This window comes from Streptomyces sp. JLYT201, assembly GCF_059448825.1.
Genome location: NZ_CM182551.1, coordinates 5,196,130 through 5,216,556 on the forward strand (window position 1 = coordinate 5,196,130; position 20,427 = coordinate 5,216,556).

Below are 20,427 nucleotides of genomic sequence, written 5' to 3' on the forward strand. Positions count from 1 at the left end.
GGACGAAGAGCACCATCGCTGCCGGGTCCCCCAACCCGGCCGTACCGTCCGACCCATAGCTCCACACGACGCGGGTCCTGCCCCAACGGGGCCCCTGCCTGAGCCACTTGGGTGCGTCGTCGATCGCGCTGGACTCCGCCGGGTCCAGCGCGATCTTTTTTGTGCCCGGGCTCCGGTGCCGGGGCCGCTCGCCCTACACGCTCTCCCAGGCTTCAACAAGGCGGCTCACAGGCGCTCAACAGCGCGCATCGCGAGGCTCTACCGGTAGGTGCAATTGCACATATTAGATTGACCTGTTGTAGGGCGGGTGTAAGTTCAACGGTTTCTGAAACTCATCCGGTGACTACCGTCACACGCACCGTGTCTTGTTGCTCCAGTCGCCCTTGCGCTAATGGGGCGTAGCGCCCGGACGGGGCGAACATCCCCGCCCCTCACGGGCGGACACTCCCGCCCCTCACGGGGCGAACGCCCCCGCCTCTCGCGGCGGACGCGCCCGCTTCCGTGGCTCTCAGCTTCCCATCGCGGGGGTGGCGCTCGCGGCGGCTTTGGTCATGCCTTGGGGGGACTTTCGTCCTCGCATTGCTCCGGGCGCCCTTCGCCGGTCTCGGGCGCCTCTGTGGCCTCGTGAGCGTCGTCGGCGGGCTCCATGGCCAGGCGGAGCAGCCGGTGGCAGATGGGGCAGTGCCGGGTCACGTGGCGGTAGCTGGACGCCGCGGCGAGATGGGCGCGCAGCAGGGCGCGCGTCTCGTGCCGCGCGGATGCGGGGACTGGCGTCATGCGTCACCTCCTGGGGGCGTGGCCGCCCCTGGGCCCCTGGGTCCTGCTGATTGGGGTACCGGCGGAATGTGACGCCGTCAAGGAGGCGAGTGCGGGAACGGGCCGTGGGCCTTGGGCGGGGCATCGCCCTGCGGGCTCGTCCTCAGGCGCCGGACCGGCTGGATCGTCGCCCTGCGGGCTCGTCCTCAAACGCCGGACGGGCTTGAAGCATCCGGGTCGCGGCCCGCTGCGGCCTTCCTTGTTCACGCGTGTGCTGCCGAAACACGAAAGCGGGCCGCATCCAGAGGATGCGGCCCGCTTCACTTGCGGTCCTGACGGGATTTGAACCCGCGGCCTCCACCTTGACAGGGTGGCGAGCACTCCAAACTGCTCCACAGGACCAGGTTTCGCGGCGCCGTACTGCGTTGCGCTGCGAGAAGGACTGTACAGGAGTGCAGGCCAGCGGTCGAACTCACCCTGCGTGCCCGACCGGTTACGGCACCGCCGCGTCGATGGCCTTCACGATGCGCTTGTCCGAGACGGGGTAGGCCGTGCCCAGCGCGTGGGCGAAGTAGCTGACGCGCAGCTCCTCGATCATCCAGCGGATGTCCAGGACCTCCTGCGGGACCGGGCGGCCCTGCGGCAGCTGCTCCAGGAGCCAGGCGTACTCGTCGCGCATCTCGCGGACCTTCTCCATGCGCGTGGTGTCCCGCTGCGCGTTCGCCGGCATCTGCTGGAGCCGGCGGTCGGCGGCGACCATGTAGCGCATCAGGTCCTGGAGCCTGCGGATGCCCGTCCCGGTGACGAAACCGGGCTTGATGAGGCCGTCCAGCTGCTCCCGTACGTCCTGGAGGTTGGCGAGCAGCGCGGGGCTCCGCGTCGACTTCAGGCGCCGCTCACAGGCCTGCCAGGCGGCGAGGACCTGCTGGACCTGCGCGACCGTGCGGACCGTCGTGTCGACGATCTCGGCGCGCACCTTCTCGTAGAGCTTGCGGTACGACTCCTCGTCCCACACCGGACCGCCGAAGTCCGCGATCAGCTTGTCCGCGGCGGCGGTCGCGCAGTCGGCGAACAGCGCGGGCATGGAGCCGTGCGGGTTCGCGGACAGGGCGAGCTTCTGCTGGTTGGTCAGCTTGTCCTGGGCGAACTTGGCCGGATTCACCGGGATGTTGCGCAGGATGAGCCGGCGCGTGCCCTTCCACATGGCCTGGGCCTGCTCCGCCTCGGTGTCGAAGAGGCGTACGGAGACCGTGTCGCCGTCGTCGACCAGGGCCGGGAAGGCCTTCACCGGCTGGCCCGCCCTGCGGGTCTCGAAGACGCGGTTCAGCGTCCCGATGGTCCAGTCCGTGAGGCCGGTGCGCTCGATGGTGGCGCCGCCCGTGCGCTCCGCCGTGGCGGCCGCCGCCTTCGACAGGGCCTTGCGGGCCTTCGGCTTGAGCTGGAGCTTGAGGGCCTCCAGGTCCTTGTCCTCGGCGAGCTTGCGGCGCCGCTCGTCGGTGATCCGGAAGGTGATCTTCAGGTGGTCGGGCACGCGGCTCAGATCGAAGTCGTCGCCGTGCACCGGCACGCCCACCATCTTCTGCAGCTCACGGGCCAGCGTGAGGTGCAGCGGCTCCTGGAGGGGCGTCGCGCGCTTCAGGAACTCCTTGGCGTAGTTCGGCGCCGGGACGTAGTTGCGGCGGATCGGCTTCGGCAGGGAGCGGATCAGCTCCGTGACGACCTCCTCGCGCAGGCCGGGGATCTGCCAGTCGAAGCCCTCCGCCGAGACCTGGTTGAGCACCTGGAGCGGGATGTGGACCGTCACGCCGTCCGCGTCCGCGCCCGGCTCGAACTGGTACGTCACCCGGAACTTCAGCGGTCCCTGGCGCCACGAGTCGGGATAGTCGTCCTTCGACACGTCGCCCGCGCGCTCGTTGATGAGCATGGACCGCTCGAAGTCGAGCAGCTCCGGCTCGTCGTGGCGCTTCTTCTTCCACCAGGAGTCGAAGTGGGCGCCCGAGACCACGTCCTCGGGCACGCGCTGGTCGTAGAAGTCGAAGAGCGTCTCGTCGTCGACGAGGATGTCGCGGCGCCGCGCCCGGTGCTCCAGCTCCTCGACCTCGGTGAGCAGCCTGCGGTTGTCGGCGAAGAACTTGTGGTGCGTGCGCCAGTCGCCCTCGACGAGCGCGTTGCGGATGAACAGGTCGCGGGAGACCTCGGGGTCGATCCGCCCGTAGTTCACCTTGCGGTCGGTGACGAGCGGGACGCCGTACAGCGTCACCTTCTCGTACGCCATCACGGCCGCCTGGTCCTTCTCCCAGTGCGGCTCGCTGTACGTGCGCTTGAGCAGGTGCTGGGCGAGCGGCTCGACCCACTCCGGCTCGACGCGCGCGTTCACCCGGGCCCACAGGCGTGACGTTTCGACGAGCTCGGCGGACATCACGAAGCGCGGCGGCTTCTTGAACAGCGCGGATCCCGGGAAGATCGCGAACTTCGCGCTCCGCGCCCCCAGGTACTCGTTCTTCGCGCCGTCCTTGACGTCCTTCATGCCGATGTGGCTCAGCAGGCCCGCGAGCAGCGAGAGGTGCACCTGCTTCTCGGCGGCGTCGCTGTCGTTCAGCTGGATGCCCATCTGCTTGGCGACCGTGCGCAGCTGCGTGTAGATGTCCTGCCACTCACGGATGCGCAGGAAGTTCAGGAACTCCCGCTTGCACATGCGGCGGAACGCGGAGGAGCCGAGCTCCTTCTGCTGCTCGCGCACGTACCGCCACAGGTTGAGGTACGCCAGGAAGTCCGACGTCTCGTCCTTGAAGCGGGCGTGCTGCTGGTCGGCCTGCGTCTGCTTGTCGGCGGGGCGCTCGCGCGGGTCCTGGATGGACAGGGCGGCGGCGATCACCATGACCTCGCGGACGCAGCCGTTCTTGTCGGCCTCCAGGACCATGCGGGCCAGGCGCGGGTCCACCGGCAGCTGCGCCAGCTTGCGGCCCTGCTGGGTGAGGCGCTTGCGCGGGTCCTTCTGCGCCGGGTCGAGCGCGCCGAGCTCCTGGAGGAGCTGGACGCCGTCGCGGATGTTGCGGTGGTCCGGCGGGTCGATGAAGGGGAACTTCTCGATGTCGCCGAGGCCCGCGGCGGTCATCTGGAGGATGACGGACGCCAGGTTCGTCCGGAGGATCTCCGCGTCCGTGAACTCCGGGCGGGCGTTGAAGTCGTCCTCGGAGTACAGGCGGATGCAGATGCCGTCGGACGTGCGGCCGCAGCGGCCCTTGCGCTGGTTGGCGCTGGCCTGGCTGATCGCCTCGATGGGCAGGCGCTGCACCTTCGTGCGGTGGCTGTAGCGCGAGATGCGGGCCGTGCCCGGGTCGATGACGTACTTGATGCCCGGCACGGTCAGGGACGTCTCGGCGACGTTGGTCGCCAGGACGATTCTTCGTCCCGTGTGCTGCTGGAACACGCGGTGCTGCTCGGCGTGCGAGAGCCGCGCGTACAGCGGAAGTACTTCCGTGAACTTGTACTTCTTCTTCTCCAGGGCGTCCGCCGTGTCGCGGATCTCGCGCTCGCCGGAGAGGAAGACCAGGATGTCGCCCTTGCCCTCGGCCTGGAGCTCCTCGACCGCGTCCGTGATCGCGGTGATCTGGTCGCGGTCCGGGTCGTCGCCCTCCTCCTCCAGGAGCGGGCGGTAGCGGACCTCCACCGGATACGTACGGCCGCTGACCTCGACGATCGGCGCGTCACCGAAGTGCCGCGAGAACCGCTCGGGGTCGATGGTCGCCGAGGTGATGACCACCTTCAGGTCCGGGCGCTTCGGAAGGAGCTGCGCCAGATAGCCGAGCAGGAAGTCGATGTTGAGGCTGCGCTCGTGGGCCTCGTCGATGATGATCGTGTCGTACGCGCGCAGCTCGCGGTCCGTCTGGATCTCGGCCAGCAGGATGCCGTCCGTCATCAGCTTCACGTACGTGTTGCCGCTGACCTGGTCGGTGAAGCGGACCTTCCAGCCGACGGCCTCGCCGAGCGGTGTGTTCAGCTCGTCGGCGACGCGCTCGGCGACCGTACGGGCCGCGATGCGGCGTGGCTGCGTGTGGCCGATGAGGCCGCGCACGCCGCGGCCGAGCTCCAGACAGATCTTCGGGATCTGGGTGGTCTTGCCGGAGCCCGTCTCACCGGCGACGATCACGACCTGGTGGTCGCGGATCGCCTCCAGGATCGCGTCCTTCTTCTGGCTGACCGGCAGCTGCTCGGGATAGGTGATCGCGGGCACGCCGTCGGCGCGGCCCGCCATCCTGGTGGCGGCCTGGTCGATGTCCGTCGCGATCTCGGCGAGGACGGTGGCCCGGGCCTCGGGCTTGCGGATCCGGCGCGCACCTTCGAGCCGCCGGCCGATGCGGTGCGCGTCGCGCAGCGACAGCTCCGAGAGGCGGGGGGCGAGGGCGTCGAGGGTGAGGGCGGGCTGCGTAGACATACGCGATCCAGGATCTCACCCGGTGCTCACAGGTGGCCAACCGATTTCCCGGGGTGTGCGGCGCGGCACGTACCATTCCGGGCATGTTGTCCCGTGTGCGTACGCCGTGGTGCCCCCTGGTGGCGGTGCTGCTCGTGGTGCTCGGGGCGTTCTGCGGGCCCGCCTTCGCGGACCGGCCCGCGCCGCCCGTCGAGCGGGCGGCACACGTCTTCGTCCAGGACGCCGACGGGCGGGGCGTGCCCGGCTGCGGCCGCAGTGACGCCTCCGACCTGGGGCAGCGGCCCGCGGTGCCGCCGCGGCAGGGTCCCGGGTACGAGCTGCCGCCGTCGGCGTACGCGGCCCGTGTCGTCGACTACGACTCCTGGGGAAGCGAGCCGGCCGTGCGGGCCGTCGCGTCGCTGCGCGCGCCGCCGCCGCTCCCGCCGCCCTCACCGGTGGATCTCTCCGTTCTGCGCGTGTAGGAGGCCCCTGTCTCAGGGGTCCCTTCAGCTACGCACGCCTACGCACGCAACAGGAGAAGCGCATCACCATGTCCACTGCCCGCAAGAAGAAGAACATCGCCGTCGTCGCCGCGGTCGCCGTCGCCGCCGGGGCGCTCGGCCTCGCCTCCTACACGGCCACCAAGCCGGACGACTCCGCGCCCACGGGGTCCTCCGCGTCCGCCAAGAAGGGCTCGGACTCCGCCGCCCCGGAGGCGGGCGTCTTCCCCGAGCTGGAGGGGCTCGCGCGCCGCGAGGCCAAGGACCCGCTCGCCCAGGGCAAGGCCGACGCCCCCGTCGTCATGATCGAGTTCGCGGACTTCAAGTGCGGCTTCTGCGGCAAGTTCGCCCGGGACACCGAGCCGGACCTGGTGAAGAAGTACGTCGACAACGGCACCCTGCGCATCGAGTGGCGCAACTTCCCGATCTTCGGTGAGGACTCCGAGCGGGCGGCGCGGGGCGCCTGGGCCGCGGGCAAGCAGGGCCGGTTCTGGCAGTTCCACGAGGCCGCGTACGCGGACGGGGCCAAGGAGAAGGGCTTCGGCGAGGGCCGGCTCAAGGAGCTGGCGCGCGAGGCCGGGGTCGAGGACGTCCCGCGCTTCCTGCGGGACGCCGGGAGTGACGCGGCCAAGGCGGCGGTGAAGAAGGACCAGGACGAGGGCTACAAGCTCGGCGCCACGTCCACGCCGTCGTTCCTGATCAACGGGCGGCCCATCGCGGGCGCGCAGCCCCAGTCCGTCTTCGAGGAGGCGATCGAGAAGGCGGCGGCGAGCCGCGCCAAGGGCGGCAAGGAGGGGTCCGGCAAGTGACGGCCGACGTCGGATACTTCGCCGCCTTCCTCGCCGGTCTCCTCGCCCTGGTCAGCCCGTGCAGCGCGCTGCTGCTTCCGGCGTTCTTCGCGTACTCGATCGACTCCACGTCGCGGCTGCTCGCCCGGACGGGGATCTTCTACGCCGGGCTCGCCACGACCCTCGTGCCGCTCGGGGCCGCCGGGTCCACGGCCGGGCGGTTCTTCTTCGGGCACCGGGAGGAGCTGGTGTTCTGGGCGGGCTGGACGATCATCGCGCTCGGGATCGCGCAGGTGGTGGGGTTCGGCTTCGCCTCCCGCCGCCTCGTCGAGCTGTCCGGGCGCATCCGGCCCACCACGGCGGTGTCGGTGTACGCGCTCGGTGCCGTCTACGGGCTCGCGGGGTTCTGCGCGGGCCCGATCCTCGGCAGTGTCCTCACGGTCGCCGCGGTGAGCGGCAGCCCGGTGTACGGGGGCGCGCTGCTCGCCGTGTACGCGCTGGGGATGGCGGTGCCGCTGTTCGTGCTCGCCGCGCTGTGGGAGCGGTTCGACCTGGGGCGGCGGCGGTGGCTGCGCGGCCGCGCCTTCCGCGTCGGCCGTCTGGAGCTGCACACCACGTCCCTGCTCTCCGGCCTGTTCTTCGTGCTGCTCGGCGCGCTGTTCCTCGCCTATGACGGCGCCGCCGCGCTGCCCGGCCTGCTCGACGTGGACGACTCGTACACGGTCCAGGAGAAGGCGAGCCGCATCGGCGACGCGGTGCCGGACTGGGCGGTCCTCGTGGGTCTGGTCGCCGTAGCGGCCTCGGTGGCCCTCGCGGCGGCCCTCCGCGGCCGTCGCGCGGAGTCGCGGGCGACGCCGGACGTGGAGTAGCTCCCGCTCCCGGGCCTGCCCGGGAGCGGGCCCGCCTTGGGTCGCGGGCCAACTGGCCTGCGACCCAAGGTGTTTCACGTGAAACATCCGCCGGAGAGGGAGGCTCCGCGGGGACCCTTCGTAGGGTTTCTTAGGGCCGGGAAACGACGAAGCCCTCGTCCGGAGACGAGGGCTTCGTGAGGGTGGCTGGGGCCGGGATCGAACCGGCGACCTATCGCTTTTCAGGCGATCGCTCGTACCAACTGAGCTACCCAGCCACGCAGCTCACCGAGGTGATCTGCAAGCGGTCCTGACGGGATTTGAACCCGCGGCCTCCACCTTGACAGGGTGGCGAGCACTCCAAACTGCTCCACAGGACCTTGCGTTGTGCGAGCACTAGTCTCGCACAGGGTGGTGCGTGCCCCCAACGGGATTCGAACCCGTGCTACCGCCTTGAAAGGGCGGCGTCCTAGGCCGCTAGACGATGAGGGCTATCGACCCGCCTGGGCGCTTCGCAGCGCGTCGGGGACGTGAGAAGCATATGGGATGCGGGGACCTATCGCCAAAACGGTTTACGAAGGCGGGCCCGGCGGGGGTGTCGAGGGCTCGGCACCGGGCTGGTTCTCCTTGGGGAGATGGCGGCTGACCTCGGCCTTCGTGAGGCCGAGCCCGCCGAGCTTGATCTCGTCCCAGGCCTGCAGCCGCTTGGTCGCGCGGTCCAGATAGAGCACGGAGGTCTCCACGGGGTCCGGGTGTTCGCCCTCCACGGCGCGCAGCCCGCTGCCACCGGTGGAGCCCTCGGTCCGCAGCCGGGTGCCCTTGTCCATGACCTCCATGTCCTGGCGGTGCAGATGCCCCGCGAGCACCAGCGGCACCGTCCCGTCGGTCTCGCGCGCGGCCACCGGGTTGTGCGCGACCGCCACGTCGACCGGGGTGCGCGCGGCGGCCTGGGCGCGCAGGGACGAGGCGAGCGTGATGCCCGCCACCTCCTCCGCCGGGTCGCCCTCCGCCTTCGTGGACCGGTCGGGTGTGAACTGGGGGTCGCCGATGCCCGCGAAGCGCAGGCCCGCGACGTCGACGGGCTTGCCGTCGTCCAGGACGTGCGTGTTCTTGAGCTGCTTCAGATAGCGCTGCGTGGTCGTGGAGTCGTGGTTGCCGCGCACCCACACGTACGGCGCGTCGAGGTCCTCCACGGGGTCGAGGAAGGCGTTCTCGGCGGAGGTCCCGTGGTCCATGGTGTCGCCGGAATCGACGATGACGTCGATGTCGTACTGCTCGACCAGCGAATTGATGATCTTCCAGCTCGCCGGGTTGAGGTGGATGTCGGAGACGTGCAGGAGGCGGATCGTGGAGGGGTCCGGCTCGTACGCGGGCAGCGTCGACGTCACGTCGTACAGCTTGGTCACGTTCGTCACCAGGCGCGCCAACTCGCGCTGGTAGACGTCGAATTCGCTGACGATGTTGCGGGCGTTGCCGACCACGGAGGGCGCGCTGCTGAGCAGCCCCGAGAACTTCGGCTCCAGGACCGACCGGGGGTTCCAGGTGGCGAACGCGGCCACGCCGGACGCGGCGAGCAGGGCCAGGGCCAGGCCGCCCGCGGCGAGCGCGCGCCGGGGGCGGCGGTAGACGGCGAGGCCGAGCGCGGTCGCCCCGGTGACGACCGCGGCGCAGGAGCGCACCGCGAGGTCGAGCGTGCCGTTCGCCACGTCGGAGGCCACCTCCTCCTGGAGCCCCGAGATCCGCTCGGGGTGGTCGACCAGGGCCTGGGAGCGCACCGGGTCGAGGCGGTCCACGTCGACGTCGAGGCGGATCGGCGCGGTGTGCGAGCGCAGCTCCAGGGAGCCCAGGGGCGACACGTCGATCTTCGTGCCGCCGGTGAGCGAGGGCCGCAGCGCCATTCGGGTGTCCATCGGCCCCACGGACGTACGGACGCTGCCGACGATCAGCAGGCCGAGCCAGGCGCCGAGCACCACGACGGTGATCAGGCCGAGGGAGCGCGCAAAAGGCCGCGGGCTCTTGCCGAGCTCGGCAAGAGTGCGCCCCTGACGTGCGCTTTCACGGCTGCTCCGGGGTGCGCGCCGGAAGGCGCGGACGCGGTCGATGAGGGTGGTGGGGGCACCGCGCAGGCTGCGCAGGTACCGCAGAACGACCGTGACGTCGCGCCCCATTGGGCGCGTATGCCCGCGCGGAGCGGTGGCTATGCCTGCCGGTGATCGACGGTCGACAATGGGCCCGTGCTGGAGATGACGCGTGAGGAGTTCGAGGAACTGGTGGCCGAGGCGCTCGACCGGATCCCGCCCGAGCTGACACGGCTCATGGACAACGTGGCGGTGTTCGTCGAGGACGAGCCGCCCAGCGACGACCCCGAGCTGCTCGGGCTCTACGAGGGCACGCCGCTGACCGACCGGGGCGAGTGGTACGCCGGGGTGCTGCCGGACCGGATCACCATCTACCGGGGGCCGACGCTGCGGATGTGCGCCTCGCGCGAGGACGTCGTGGCGGAGACGGAGATCACCGTCGTGCACGAGGTGGCGCACCACTTCGGGATCGACGACGAGCGGCTGCACGCGCTCGGGTACGGCTGAGCGGCCCCGGGCGGGTCGTCCCCCGATCGGCCGGGGCGGCCCCGGGCGGGGCCCTGCCGTCCCTGATCGGCCGGGTCGCCGGGCCGGGCGCGGGTCCTTCTTGGGGCGGTGCCGCGCGTGTCCTCTTGCCGGGCGCGGGAGTTGGGCAGGTCGTCTCTCTCCCCCTGCGCCTCGGAGGTGCTCGGCCGTGCGCCAGTTCTACGTTTCCGTCCGGTGGGCCGCGACCGTGGTGGCCGTCGCGGCGACCGCGGGCTGCATGAGCATCGGCGACGACGGGAGCGGCGCGCCCGTGCCCGGGAAGTCGGTCAAGGAGCGCGGGGGCGCCGCCGCGCCCGACGGCGGCACGGTGCTGCCCGGCGACGAGCGCGGGCACGGCGACGACGGGCGCCGCGGGGGCGGCGACGGCAAGGGGAAGAAGGGCAAGGGCAAGCGCGGCGACAAGGGCGAGGCGTCGCCGGAGGCCCGCGGCGACGACAAGCCGGGCAGCAAGCCGTCGAGGGCCGGGTCCGGCACCGCCGCCGCGTCGGTCGAGCCGACGAAGAACGGGCGGCCGACGCCGACGCGCACCAAGCCGGGGCCCCGCCCCACGCGGACCACCCCCACCCCGGACCCGACGCCCGAGCCGCCCACGCCGTCGCCGGACCCCACCACCCCGGAGCCCTCGTCGTCGGCGCACGGGGAGGCGGAGGGGCCGGTCAAGGAGCAGGGGGAGCCGTCGCCGGAGGCGGGCCCGGCGTAGCCCGGGGGCGGGTGGGGCGCGGGCCTTCGGCCTTCGGCCTCGTCCTCAAGCGCCGGACGGGCTTCGGGAGGCTTCGGCGGGCTTGGTTCTCCGCCGCGTCGTCGCCCTCGACATCCGGCTCCTGTGGTGCGCATTTGCCAATGTGGGTGGTAGGTGCGTATGGTGGTAGATCGTTTGATCCCATTTGCCCGGCGCCGACACAGAAGAGCGCCGCGTGGCGCGTACTCTCCCTTGCCGTGGCTGACCGCATAGAGGCGGTCCATTGCGAAATCACGGAGTTGACGGGCGCGTGCCGAGACTCCGGAAGGTTTCGCATTTCGCATGTCCATTTCCAGTTCTGACCACGCCGTCCTGCCCGAGAACGAGTCGGCCCTCGACATGGCCGAGGCCGTCGTCGAGGCCGCCGCGGCCGTCGAGGCCGTGGAGCCCGAGGCCGTAGAGCCCGCGGAGCAGGTCGTCGAGGCCGAGGCCCTTGAGGCCGCCGACACCGAGGCCGACACCGACGCCGAGCCCGAGATCACCTTCGGCGACCTCGGTCTGCCCGACGGCGTCGTCCGCAAGCTCGCGCGCAACGGCGTGCACACCCCCTTCCCGATCCAGGCCGCGACCATCCCGGACGCCCTGGCCGGCAAGGACATCCTCGGCCGCGGCCGCACCGGCTCCGGCAAGACCCTCTCCTTCGGTCTGCCGACCCTGGCGCGCCTCGCCGACGGCCACACCGAGAAGAAGAAGCCCCGCGCGGTCATCCTGACCCCGACCCGCGAGCTGGCGATGCAGGTCGCCGACGCCCTCCAGCCCTACGGCGACGTCCTCGGCCTGAAGATGAAGGTCGTCTGCGGCGGTACGTCCATGGGCAACCAGATCTACGCCCTGGAGCGCGGCGTCGACATCCTCGTCGCCACCCCGGGCCGTCTGCGCGACATCATCAACCGCGGCGCCTGCTCCCTGGAGAACGTCGAGGTCGCCGTCCTCGACGAGGCCGACCAGATGTCCGACCTGGGCTTCCTGCCCGAGGTCACCGAGCTGCTCGACCAGGTCCCGGCCGGCGGCCAGCGCATGCTGTTCTCGGCCACGATGGAGAACGAGATCTCCACGCTGGTCAAGCGCTACCTGGTCAACCCGGTCAGCCACGAGGTCGACGCCGCCCAGGGCGCCGTCACGACCATGACCCACCACATCCTGATCGTGAAGCCCCGCGACAAGGCGCCGGTCACCGCCGCGATCGCCGCGCGCAAGGGCCGCACCATCATCTTCGTCCGCACCCAGCTGGGCGCCGACCGCATCGCCGAGCAGCTGCGCGACGCGGGTGTGAAGGCCGACGCGCTGCACGGCGGCATGACGCAGGGCGCGCGCACGCGGACCCTCGCGGACTTCAAGGACGGCTACGTCAACGCGCTCGTCGCCACCGACGTCGCCGCCCGAGGCATCCACGTCGACGGCATCGACCTGGTCCTGAACGTGGACCCGGCCGGTGACCACAAGGACTACCTGCACCGTTCCGGCCGCACCGCCCGCGCGGGCCGCTCCGGCACGGTCGTGTCCCTCTCGCTGCCGCACCAGCGCCGCCAGATCTTCCGCCTCATGGAGGACGCGGGCGTCGACGCCTCCCGCCACGTCATCAACGGCGGCGGCGCCTTCGACCCGGAGGTCGCCGAGATCACCGGCGCCCGCTCCATGACCGAGGTGCAGGCCGACTCCGCCAGCCAGGCCGCGAGCCAGGCCGAGCGCGATGTGCAGGGCCTGACCAAGGAGCTGGAGCGCGCCCAGCGCCGCGCCGCCGAGCTGCGCGAGGAGGCCGACCGCCTCACCGCGCGGGCCGCGCGCGAGCGGGGCGAGGACCCGGCCGAGGCGATCGCCGCTGCCGCCGCCGAGACCGCCGACGCCGCCGTGGCCGAGGCCGCGCCGGTCGCCGTGCCGGAGCAGACGGACCAGCCGCAGGCCGAGCGCGCCGAGGGCTTCGACCGTGGCGACCGTGGCGGTTTCCAGCGTCGTGACGACCGTCGTGACGACCGGGGCGGCCGTTCCTTCGACCGTGACCGTCGTGACGACCGTGGCGGTTTCCAGCGTCGTGACGACCGTGGCGGCTTCCAGCGTCGTGACGACCGTCGTGACGACCGGGGCGGCCGTTCCTTCGACCGTGACCGTCGTGACGACCGTGGCGGTTTCCAGCGTCGTGACGACCGTGGCGACCGCGGTGGCTTCCAGCGTCGTGACGACCGCGGTGACCGTGGCGGCTTCCAGCGTCGTGACGACCGCGGTGACCGTGGCGGCTTCCAGCGTCGTGACGACCGTGGCGACCGCGGTGGCTTCCAGCGTCGTGACGACCGCGGTGGCCGTCCCTTCGAGCGCCGCGACGACCGTGGTGACCGTGGCGGCTTCCGCCGCGACGACCGCCCGTCCGGCCACCGTGGCAGCGACCGTCCGTTCAACCGCGACCGCCGCGACGACCGCCCGGCCGGCGGCGGCTACCGCTCCGGCGGCCACGACCGTCCGTCGTACAACCGCCGTGACGACCACCGCTCCGGCGGCTCCTTCGGCCGCCGCGACGACAAGCCGCGCTGGAAGCGCAACGGCTGACACGCCGGTCCGGCACGCAGCCGGTAGCCGATAGCCGATAGCAGACGAAAGCGGGCACATCTCCGGATGTGCCCGCTTTCGTCATGTCCAGGGCCTTGAGCCGTACTCAGGGTCTTCTACCGTGACTGTTAGCATCCGAGCCGATTGACCATCATCAGGGGGGATCTCTTGGCTCGCCACGCTTCGTCGCGCGGCCGCGTCGCCATGGCCGCGACGCTCGCTCTGTCCGCCGGACCGCTCGCGCTCGCCGTGCCACCGGCTGTGGCGGCGCCCGTGTCGACGGGGACCACCGTGGCGCCCGCGCCCACGGGGACCGTCATCGACGCCGCGGACCGGTTCGAGCCGCGCGGCGAGGCGCTGTACGGCGCCGGGCGCACCGGATACGTCCACCGGGAGGAGTCCGACGACGGCACGAGCGACACCGTCTGGACCGAGTACGGGACCGGCCGCACCCGCTCCGTGGCACTCGGCAGTGTGAACGGGCCGATCGTCGCGCGCCTCAGGCCGGGGTTCCGTGCGATGGACCTCACCGACCTGGACTCCGGTGAGTCCGTCACCATCAACGCGCCGTCCGGGCACTCCCTGATGGCGGGCGGCTTCACCGACCGCACCGCCGTCTCGGACGTCATCGACCGCGCGACGGGCACCATCGCCTCGTTCCACCTGTTGCGCGCCGAGGCCGACGGCACGACCTCGATCCGCGCGGTGACGGGGATGCCCGACGACGCGACCTCCGTGCAGCGCGTACGGAGTCAGGACCACGAGGGCGCCGTGCTCGTCGTGAACGCCCCCGGGGGCGAGCGGGCCTACCTGCTCGACTACTGCACCGGCGCCGCCACCCGGATCTTCCCCGGCCTCCAGGGCGAGGCCCTGCCCACGTCGTTCGCGCTCTCTCCCGACCGGGTCCTGGGCTACTGGCCCGAGGGCGATGCCGCGTACACCGTGGAGCGCGGCACGCCGGGCGCGGCGCCGGTGCGCACCAGCGTCCCGGGACCCGCCGGCACCCCGACGAAGCCCCGGGCCACGATGGCCCTCGCGGGTGACCGCATCCTCGTCGTGCGCGACGAACCGCAGCCGAAGGAGCGGGTCGGCCAGCCGTTGCAGGCGCTCCGGATCGGCGCCGACGGGCCTGGTGCGCGGGCCGAGACGCTCCTGACGTACGCGGGTGCGAGGCTGGCACCCGCCGCCGACGGCTCGGTCCTCGTCGTCGGGGGGACGGGGGCGGCGGACTGGGCCGTCCACCGCGTGTCCGCCGGGGGTGCGGGCGGCGTGCGGCTCACTGCCGTTCGCGCGATCGCGCCCGTCAGGGCCGGCATCGACGGGCTCGCGCTCGGCGGCGGCAGGCTGACGGTGGCGACCGCGGGAGGGGGCGGCAACGGGATGCGCGCGCTCCGCGCCTACGACCTGTCGGGTGGTCTGCCCGGTACCGGCGCGCCCAAGGCCGTGGCGCGCCCCGAGCACGATTACGCGCTGCCCGACCGGTCGTACGACCGGTGCGGGGAGGACTCGGCCTGCGTCGCACTGCACGCGCTCGGCAACGGCCGAGTCGCCTACTCCACCGGGAACGCTGTGCGCGTGCCCACGTCCCCGGACACGCACCGGACGGTCGCCCCCGGCCAGGGGCGGGTCCGCCTCCTCGACGCGTCCGGCCGTTACGTCCTGACGCATTCCCCCAAGGGGTACGCCGTCGGAGATTCGGAGAGCCGCACCGCGACCCGCGTCGTCCACACCCTGAAGGCCCGCTCGGCGGCCCTGTGGGGCACGAAGGTGTGGCAGCCGGGGAAGAAGGCCGGCACGGTCGTCCCGTACGACCTGAAGTCGGGGAAGACCGGTGCGGCCGTCACGCTCGCCGCTCGCTGCGCGCCCAACGACCTCCAGGTGGTGGGACGTTGGCTGTCCTGGTCGTGCGGGGGCAAGGTCGGCGTGCGGGACCTGAAGGCGAAGAGGGACATCGCACTGCCTCCCTACGGCGGGCTGCTCGGCGACGGCTTCCTCGTGCGCCACCGGGGCACGCGGCTCGAACTCGTCGACTTCCACAAGGGTGCGGGGGCGCCCGTGACCGTCAAGGGGCTGGCCACCGTCCCGGAGGACGCGCGAGCCGGGGTGACGTGGACCGTCGACAGGTTCGGCGGACACGTCGCCTACGTCGACGCCGCGCAGCGCGTGCGGATCGCACCGGTCGCGGTGGCGCGCTCGCCGATCGAGTCCATCGAGTCCCGGACCGACGGGCGGGTCTCCGCCGCGGGCAGGGGCGGCACATGGCAGGGCCACTGGCAGCTCTCCCGCCCGGCCACCGCGTGGAAGGTGACCTTCAAGGACGCCTCGGGCCGGACGTCCGGCAACGTACGGGGCACCGCACACGACGCCGCGTCGGTCGCCGCGCGCTGGCACGCCCGCACCCCGGACGGCGGCAGGCCCCGCAACGGCCGCCACACCTGGACCCTTGCCGTGAAGGGCTCCGGCGACCCGGCCTACCGCACGGTGAAGACCGGCACGCTCCAGCTCACCGGAGGCCGCTGACCCCCCGCCCCGACGCTCTGCCACGCCCAGTGCCGATACCCGATCGGACTGCGGGGCCCCTCCCGCTATGCTCATGGGTGCGCCGACCTCACGTCGGCGAGGACCGTTAGCTCAATTGGCAGAGCAGTGGACTTTTAATCCATTGGTTGTGGGTTCGAGTCCCACACGGTCTACCAAGAGTGGGAGAGGGAAACCCCCTCTGACCTGCTACGCAGCGTCCGGGTCCACTTCGGTGGGTTCGGGCGCTGCTGCGTTCTCCGGCTCGTGCGTGAGCGATGCGTGAGCAGACGCGGCATGATCAGGGCTCTCACCAGCGGATTCCCCGCCCTTCCGGGCCCGGGGGATCAGGCTCGTGGCCTTCTCGGCGATGTCGCGGTCGACCTCGGGAATCAGGCTCGTATACGTGCCCGAGGTGAGCGTGATGGTGGAGTGCCGCAGGGTCTCCTTCACCGCGTGGATGTCGCCGCCACCGCCGTGAGTGAGGGTCGCCGCGACGTGGCGTAGGTCGCGCAGCGTGATGGGTGGGAGGTCGGTCGTCGCGAGGATGCGGCGGAAGGTCTCGGAGACCGTCTCGGGGTGCAGCCAGGAGCCGTCTTCCTGGGTGAAGACCTTGCCCGTGTCCTTCCAGGCGGCGCCCCACTTCGCCTGCTCCTTCTCCTGGCGGGTCCTGTAGGCGTGGAGCACGGTGATGTTCGCGGAGTCCAGCGCGATGGTGTTCGCGCTGCCGTCGGTCTTCGGCTCGGACTCGTACGGGTCCCAGCCGTCGACCACGATCTCCTTGGCGGGGGTGATGAGGCCGACGCCGAGGTCGATCTCGTGCCAGTCCTGGCCGACGCCTCGCCGCGCCGGAGGCCTCGGCTGCCCATGAGGTGGAAGATCGCGTAGAGCCGGTCCCCCTTGACCGCGTCCAGGAAGGCGCCGAACTGTGGGGTGTCACACGATGACCAGGCTTGGGACCCCTCGCAGGGCGGCATGCCCCGACCGTCGTCACCCGCGGACCGTGTGGCACGACAATCGCGAGTGGGCTCAGCCCTCTACGCCGGACGCCTTGAGCACGGCGCCGAAGATGTCCGAGTCCGTCTCCCGCTGCCACTGCGGCAGCTCGGCCCAGTCGGCCACGTAGCTGGGCTTCGGGTCCTCGAAGTGCTTGAAGATCTGCGCCGTCCAGCAGAGGGCGACGAACCGCCCCTGCTGTTCCCGCGTCAGCTTGGCGGCCTTACCACCGCTGGCCGCGATGAGGTCGCGGACCTGACCGCACACCGCGGCTGCGGCCTCGCGCTCCCAGTCCGGCGTGTCCTCCCAGGGGGTGATGTACCCGGGCTTGGGCTCGCCGGGGAAGTGCTTCTTCACTCCGGCGATCCATGCCTCGCGGAAGATGCGGCCGTCGTTGCTCATGGGGTCCTTTCGCTAGGCGCCGATGCGCTGGGAGAACCGGCGCAGGCCGGAGATCTCGCCGTTGAGGACAAGGAGCTCGCGGGCGATGCCCCTGATCTTGGGTCGGCGTACCTCTTCGGGTGCGTACTTCTCCATGGCCCGCAGGGCGGCGAAGGCGCGTTCGGGTTCGCCGTCGTCCTTGTAGACGCGGCACACGTCCATCATCATCCGGGCCCGGCGTTCGGCGTCGGGCAGGCGCATCGGTTCGACCTGCCTCGCGTATCGCAGGGCCGGGCCGGGCTCGCCGAGGGCGTGGTGGACGCTGATCCGGAAGAGCCGGGTGTGGTCGACGCTGAAGTCCCTGAGGGCGGGGAGCTTGCGGTGCTCCTCCTCCATGCGGCGGGCCGTCGCCTCGGCCTCTTCGAGGAAGCCCATGGCCTGGCCCTGCCGCCCGGCCTGAGCGGCGCTGTAGGACGCGGTGAGCAGGAGGACGCCGCGCATGGCCTGATAGTCCGGAGAACGCCCCTCCAGGCCGGACGCAGCCCCTTGGAGCTGGTCGACGGAGGCGTCGTACTCACCGGCTCGGCGCATCGCGATGGCCATGGCCTGAGCGGCTTCACCGGACAGGACCGGACTGCTCGTCAGCTCCGCCTGCGCACGGGCCCGGTCGGCGGCGAGCCAGGCGTATTGCTGGTAGTTCTTGGTCGCCAGTTGGGCCAGCAGCACGTAGGCCCGCGCGGCCACATCGTGAGCCCTGGCCGCGAGCGAGCCGGAAATGAGCCGGGGCAGCGTCCTGCCGAGCTCGACGTAGTGGGCCTCGTGGAAGCTGGTTCGGGCCTGGCCGAGGGCCCTCATCAGTGCCTCCCGCGACGGCGGCGGGACCTCCGGCAGGCGGAAGAGCGAACGCTCCACGAGATCTTTGGGGTCCGGCGCCGTGGCAGAGGCCGGGGCGGGCGAGACCGCTACCGCAGCACCGAGCCCCACTCCCAGGGCCAACACATCGCGCCTGTGCACATCGTCCCCTTCAAGCCCAACGTCCTCCGGCATCAGGTCAAGGACATCACAGATGCTCTCCAGAATCCGGGCATCGGGCCTGACCAGGTTGTTCTCCGCCCGGGAGATGGAAGACGGCGAGCAGTGCACCGCGTGTCCCAGGGCCTCCTGGCTCATCCGTCGGCCGACCCGGGCCCGCCTGATCACCTCGCCGAACTCCCAGTCCATGCACGGATTATGCGCTTCCGTGCACGGACCTTGCAGCCCTTCAGCAGCACGTATCCCCCCTGGGAGTAAGGGAGTTGACTGGATTCACCGCCCACTCTTCACCGGTCCCCGGGGACGGAGACGACCATGAGCGCACCAGGAACGACGCACCTTCCCTCACAAGGGCGGGAGCTGGGCACGGCGGCCCCGTTCTTCCCACGCCTGCACGAACTGGCCGCCGACACCACACAGGAGGGCCGGATCGGCGTGGTGACCGCCCTGCCGGACGGGGAGCGGAACACCTTCCGCCTCGCCAGCCCCGTCGGAGGTGACCAGGAATGGTCGGCCCCGGCCGATGGGACCACGCTGCGGCCGGTACCGGCCAAGCCCACCTGCGCCACCCTCGCGGAGCCGCTTGGGGCCGTCTACGACGCGCGGGCCGGACAGGGGTCCGTGCGCGTCCTGATCCACTTCGAGGACGGCACCCAGGACGAGGCCGTCCTGATCCTCACCCCGGCCGACATGGAGCGGCTCTACGCGCAGACCAGCCGCATGCTCGGCGACCGCGACCAGCAATGGACCAAGACGTGAGCGGCCACGGCACCCACCGCGACCCCGGGCACGACCGCGACCTGGTGACGCCCGCGCTAGGAGTCCTCGGCGTCCTGTGCTCGCTGGCGAGCGTGTACCTGTTCGGCACGGCCGCGAGGGTCGAGCTACGCGGGCAGGCGCCGCCTCCGGCCCCGGTGTCCGTGCCAAACACCGTCCCGGACGACGACGGCTTCTGAGACCAGCCGCCGCCCCTTGCCCCCGAGCGACGGGGCGGCGGCATCCGGCCGGGGTCCGGCGGGCCCGCTGGGGGACAGCCCGCCGGAACGCGAGTCCCCGGCACCCCTGGGGCCGCACCGCTCCTGAGTGCGGGCGGTGTGGCCCCCCACCCCACCGCGGCCTGTGTCGCACGACATGAGGCCGGCGCGCATGTCGCACGACACACGAGCCAGGGAGGCCATGTGTACGACCTGATCGCCAGTCCGCAGCAACGCACGTACCTGATCGCACGGCCCGGCGCACGGCGTGCCGTCCAGCTTCCTGCCGCCCGCTACGAGGAGCTCGCCGCCGTCGCGGGCGCCGATGGCCTGGTGCCGGGGTGGGCGGCCGACGCCGCCCACCGGGCGTGGGGCCTGGACCTGGCCGGGCGGCCGCTGAACGGCACCGTCCTGGTGAGGCCGCGCACCAGGCTGAACTACTCCCGCGCGACGTGGGAGGTGAACAAGGGCTGCAACTTCAACTGTGAGCACTGCTATCTCGCGCAACGCCGCTTCGAGGGCTTGCCCTGGAAAGACAAGGTCCGGCTGATCGACATGATGTGTGAGGCCGGGGTGTTGTGGCTCCAGTTCACGGGTGGGGAACCCACGATCGACCGCGACTTCCTGCGGGCCTACGCCTACGCCGCCGAGCGGGGCATGCTCCTGGAGATCCTGACCAACGGCTCCCGACTGCACCGTGACGACGTCCTCGGCGCGCTCACCGCGGTGAAGCCGCACAAGGTGACCGTGTCCCTGTACGGGGCGACCGAGCAGTCAGCGGACTCCCTGACCCGTACGCCGGGATCGTTCCGCCTGGTGATGAAGGGCCTGAAGGCGGCCCGCGAGGCAGGCGTCCCGGTGGAGATCGCGATCATCGTGACCACGCACAACGCGCACGAGGTCGACCAGATGCGGGCCATCGCCGCCGACTACGCCGACCGGTTCAGCCAGTACGCGTCGATCTCTCCCACCTACGACGGACAACCCGATCCGCTGGCCGTCCAGGCGCCCGAGCACCAGCGACGGACGGCCGTCTTCGACGGCTGCTCGGCCGGTCACACGTTCTTCCACGTCGACCCGTTCGGGCTCGCCACGATGTGCAAGATCGGGCGGGAGAACCCCATCGACCTCATGGAGACCGGCGTCGCCGGACTGCTGGGACTGCCGACGGTCGCCGATGCCCAAATGCTTCGCGCCGGTGGCTGTACGGGCTGCACGTTCGCCAAGAAGTGCCGGGTGTGCCGCCCGGTGGCCAAGGCCATGCAGGCCGCGAAGGCACCACTGCAAAGTTACTGCCGACACGGAGAAGGGACCTGAGCC

Annotated in this window: 15 protein-coding genes, 5 tRNA genes and 2 pseudogenes; 11 read left to right on the forward strand and 11 right to left on the reverse strand. The window is 71.5% G+C overall.

Annotated elements, in window-relative coordinates:
* Positions 1 to 549: 549 nt before the first annotated feature.
* The 3 genes from AC5WAM_RS21660 to hrpA all read right to left on the reverse strand — a co-directional run bounded on the left by AC5WAM_RS21660 (position 550) and on the right by hrpA (position 5,191).
* Positions 550 to 777 (reverse strand): DUF6274 family protein, encoded by a 228-nt coding sequence (locus tag AC5WAM_RS21660; protein WP_366790911.1) that lies wholly within the window; start codon positions 775 to 777, stop codon positions 550 to 552.
* Positions 778 to 1,083: 306 nt separating this feature from the next.
* Positions 1,084 to 1,158: transfer RNA gene (locus AC5WAM_RS21665), tRNA-Asp, on the reverse strand.
* 91 nt (positions 1,159 to 1,249) lie between these two features.
* Positions 1,250 to 5,191 (reverse strand): ATP-dependent RNA helicase HrpA, encoded by a 3,942-nt coding sequence (gene hrpA / locus AC5WAM_RS21670; RefSeq protein WP_495518530.1) that lies wholly within the window; start codon positions 5,189 to 5,191, stop codon positions 1,250 to 1,252.
* An 83-nt stretch (positions 5,192 to 5,274) separates the two neighbouring features.
* Here hrpA and AC5WAM_RS21675 point away from each other — a divergent pair, with 83 nt between their 5' ends.
* From AC5WAM_RS21675 to AC5WAM_RS21685, 3 genes are all read left to right on the forward strand, one after another.
* On the forward strand, positions 5,275 to 5,652 hold the full coding sequence (locus AC5WAM_RS21675; protein ID WP_366790913.1) for a hypothetical protein: 378 nt from the start codon (positions 5,275 to 5,277) through the stop codon (positions 5,650 to 5,652).
* Between the two features lie 68 nt (positions 5,653 to 5,720).
* A complete protein-coding gene (locus tag AC5WAM_RS21680; protein WP_366790914.1) occupies positions 5,721 to 6,479 on the forward strand; it encodes a DsbA family protein in 759 nt (252 codons plus the stop codon).
* On the forward strand, positions 6,476 to 7,327 hold the full coding sequence (locus AC5WAM_RS21685; protein ID WP_495518531.1) for a cytochrome c biogenesis CcdA family protein: 852 nt from the start codon (positions 6,476 to 6,478) through the stop codon (positions 7,325 to 7,327). Before AC5WAM_RS21680 ends, AC5WAM_RS21685 begins: the two co-directional genes overlap by 4 nt.
* A 183-nt stretch (positions 7,328 to 7,510) precedes the next feature.
* On the opposite strand, the gene AC5WAM_RS21690 is transcribed toward AC5WAM_RS21685, so the two are convergent.
* The 4 genes from AC5WAM_RS21690 to AC5WAM_RS21705 all read right to left on the reverse strand — a co-directional run bounded on the left by AC5WAM_RS21690 (position 7,511) and on the right by AC5WAM_RS21705 (position 9,474).
* A tRNA-Phe gene (locus AC5WAM_RS21690) sits at positions 7,511 to 7,584 on the reverse strand.
* Positions 7,585 to 7,611: 27 nt separating this feature from the next.
* Positions 7,612 to 7,686, reverse strand: a tRNA-Asp gene (locus AC5WAM_RS21695).
* A 39-nt stretch (positions 7,687 to 7,725) separates the two neighbouring features.
* Positions 7,726 to 7,798: transfer RNA gene (locus tag AC5WAM_RS21700), tRNA-Glu, on the reverse strand.
* An 80-nt stretch (positions 7,799 to 7,878) separates the two neighbouring features.
* The gene (locus AC5WAM_RS21705) at positions 7,879 to 9,474 is read right to left on the reverse strand and encodes a metallophosphoesterase family protein (protein ID WP_366790916.1); all 1,596 of its coding nucleotides are present in this window, start codon (positions 9,472 to 9,474) and stop codon (positions 7,879 to 7,881) included.
* Between the two features lie 66 nt (positions 9,475 to 9,540).
* On the opposite strand from AC5WAM_RS21705, the gene AC5WAM_RS21710 reads away from it, so the two are divergent.
* The 5 genes from AC5WAM_RS21710 to AC5WAM_RS21730 all read left to right on the forward strand — a co-directional run bounded on the left by AC5WAM_RS21710 (position 9,541) and on the right by AC5WAM_RS21730 (position 15,903).
* Positions 9,541 to 9,891, forward strand: a complete 351-nt coding sequence (locus AC5WAM_RS21710) for a metallopeptidase family protein (protein WP_192918148.1) — start codon at positions 9,541 to 9,543, stop codon at positions 9,889 to 9,891.
* 187 nt (positions 9,892 to 10,078) lie between these two features.
* On the forward strand, positions 10,079 to 10,630 hold the full coding sequence (locus AC5WAM_RS21715; RefSeq protein WP_495518532.1) for a hypothetical protein: 552 nt from the start codon (positions 10,079 to 10,081) through the stop codon (positions 10,628 to 10,630).
* Between the two features lie 321 nt (positions 10,631 to 10,951).
* Positions 10,952 to 13,207, forward strand: a complete 2,256-nt coding sequence (locus AC5WAM_RS21720) for a DEAD/DEAH box helicase (RefSeq protein WP_495518533.1) — start codon at positions 10,952 to 10,954, stop codon at positions 13,205 to 13,207.
* A gap of 168 nt (positions 13,208 to 13,375) precedes the next feature.
* The gene (locus AC5WAM_RS21725) at positions 13,376 to 15,727 is read left to right on the forward strand and encodes an FG-GAP-like repeat-containing protein (protein ID WP_495518534.1); all 2,352 of its coding nucleotides are present in this window, start codon (positions 13,376 to 13,378) and stop codon (positions 15,725 to 15,727) included.
* A gap of 100 nt (positions 15,728 to 15,827) precedes the next feature.
* Positions 15,828 to 15,903 (forward strand) — tRNA-Lys (locus AC5WAM_RS21730).
* 31 nt (positions 15,904 to 15,934) lie between these two features.
* On the opposite strand, the pseudogene AC5WAM_RS21735 reads toward AC5WAM_RS21730, so the two are convergent.
* From AC5WAM_RS21735 to AC5WAM_RS21750, 4 genes and pseudogenes are all read right to left on the reverse strand, one after another.
* A pseudogene (locus tag AC5WAM_RS21735) lies at positions 15,935 to 16,653 on the reverse strand (site-specific integrase); the annotation flags it as partial.
* Positions 16,654 to 16,753: 100 nt separating this feature from the next.
* The gene (locus AC5WAM_RS21740; RefSeq protein WP_138960239.1) at positions 16,754 to 17,122 is read right to left on the reverse strand and encodes a hypothetical protein; all 369 of its coding nucleotides are present in this window, start codon (positions 17,120 to 17,122) and stop codon (positions 16,754 to 16,756) included.
* A 12-nt stretch (positions 17,123 to 17,134) separates the two neighbouring features.
* Positions 17,135 to 18,013, reverse strand: coding sequence for a hypothetical protein (locus AC5WAM_RS21745; RefSeq protein WP_495523785.1), 879 nt, complete (start codon positions 18,011 to 18,013; stop codon positions 17,135 to 17,137).
* Positions 18,014 to 18,148: 135 nt separating this feature from the next.
* Positions 18,149 to 18,322: pseudogene (locus AC5WAM_RS21750) on the reverse strand (helix-turn-helix domain-containing protein); the annotation flags it as partial.
* A 126-nt stretch (positions 18,323 to 18,448) separates the two neighbouring features.
* Between AC5WAM_RS21750 and AC5WAM_RS21755 the strand changes: the two are divergent.
* From AC5WAM_RS21755 to AC5WAM_RS21765, 3 genes are all read left to right on the forward strand, one after another.
* A complete protein-coding gene (locus tag AC5WAM_RS21755) occupies positions 18,449 to 18,892 on the forward strand; it encodes a hypothetical protein (protein ID WP_495518535.1) in 444 nt (147 codons plus the stop codon).
* Positions 18,889 to 19,089: a hypothetical protein gene (locus tag AC5WAM_RS21760; protein WP_495518536.1), complete on the forward strand. Its 201-nt coding sequence runs from the start codon at positions 18,889 to 18,891 to the stop codon at positions 19,087 to 19,089. Before AC5WAM_RS21755 ends, AC5WAM_RS21760 begins: the two co-directional genes overlap by 4 nt.
* Before the next feature lie 222 nt (positions 19,090 to 19,311).
* On the forward strand, positions 19,312 to 20,424 hold the full coding sequence (locus AC5WAM_RS21765; protein ID WP_495518537.1) for a radical SAM protein: 1,113 nt from the start codon (positions 19,312 to 19,314) through the stop codon (positions 20,422 to 20,424).
* Positions 20,425 to 20,427: the final 3 nt, after the last annotated feature.

Bases quoted from the DNA above. Each gene is read 5' to 3' on its own strand.
- AC5WAM_RS21720 (WP_495518533.1), top strand. From the start codon at position 10,952: ATGTCCATTTCCAGTTCTGACCACGCCGTCCTGCCCGAGAACGAGTCG.
- AC5WAM_RS21740 (WP_138960239.1), bottom strand. From the start codon at position 17,122: ATGAGCAACGACGGCCGCATCTTCCGCGAGGCATGGATCGCCGGAGTG.
- AC5WAM_RS21705 (WP_366790916.1), bottom strand. From the start codon at position 9,474: ATGGGGCGCGACGTCACGGTCGTTCTGCGGTACCTGCGCAGCCTGCGC.
- AC5WAM_RS21680 (WP_366790914.1), top strand. From the start codon at position 5,721: ATGTCCACTGCCCGCAAGAAGAAGAACATCGCCGTCGTCGCCGCGGTC.
- AC5WAM_RS21660 (WP_366790911.1), bottom strand. From the start codon at position 777: ATGACGCCAGTCCCCGCATCCGCGCGGCACGAGACGCGCGCCCTGCTG.
- AC5WAM_RS21755 (WP_495518535.1), top strand. From the start codon at position 18,449: ATGAGCGCACCAGGAACGACGCACCTTCCCTCACAAGGGCGGGAGCTG.
- hrpA (WP_495518530.1), bottom strand. From the start codon at position 5,191: ATGTCTACGCAGCCCGCCCTCACCCTCGACGCCCTCGCCCCCCGCCTC.
- AC5WAM_RS21675 (WP_366790913.1), top strand. From the start codon at position 5,275: ATGTTGTCCCGTGTGCGTACGCCGTGGTGCCCCCTGGTGGCGGTGCTG.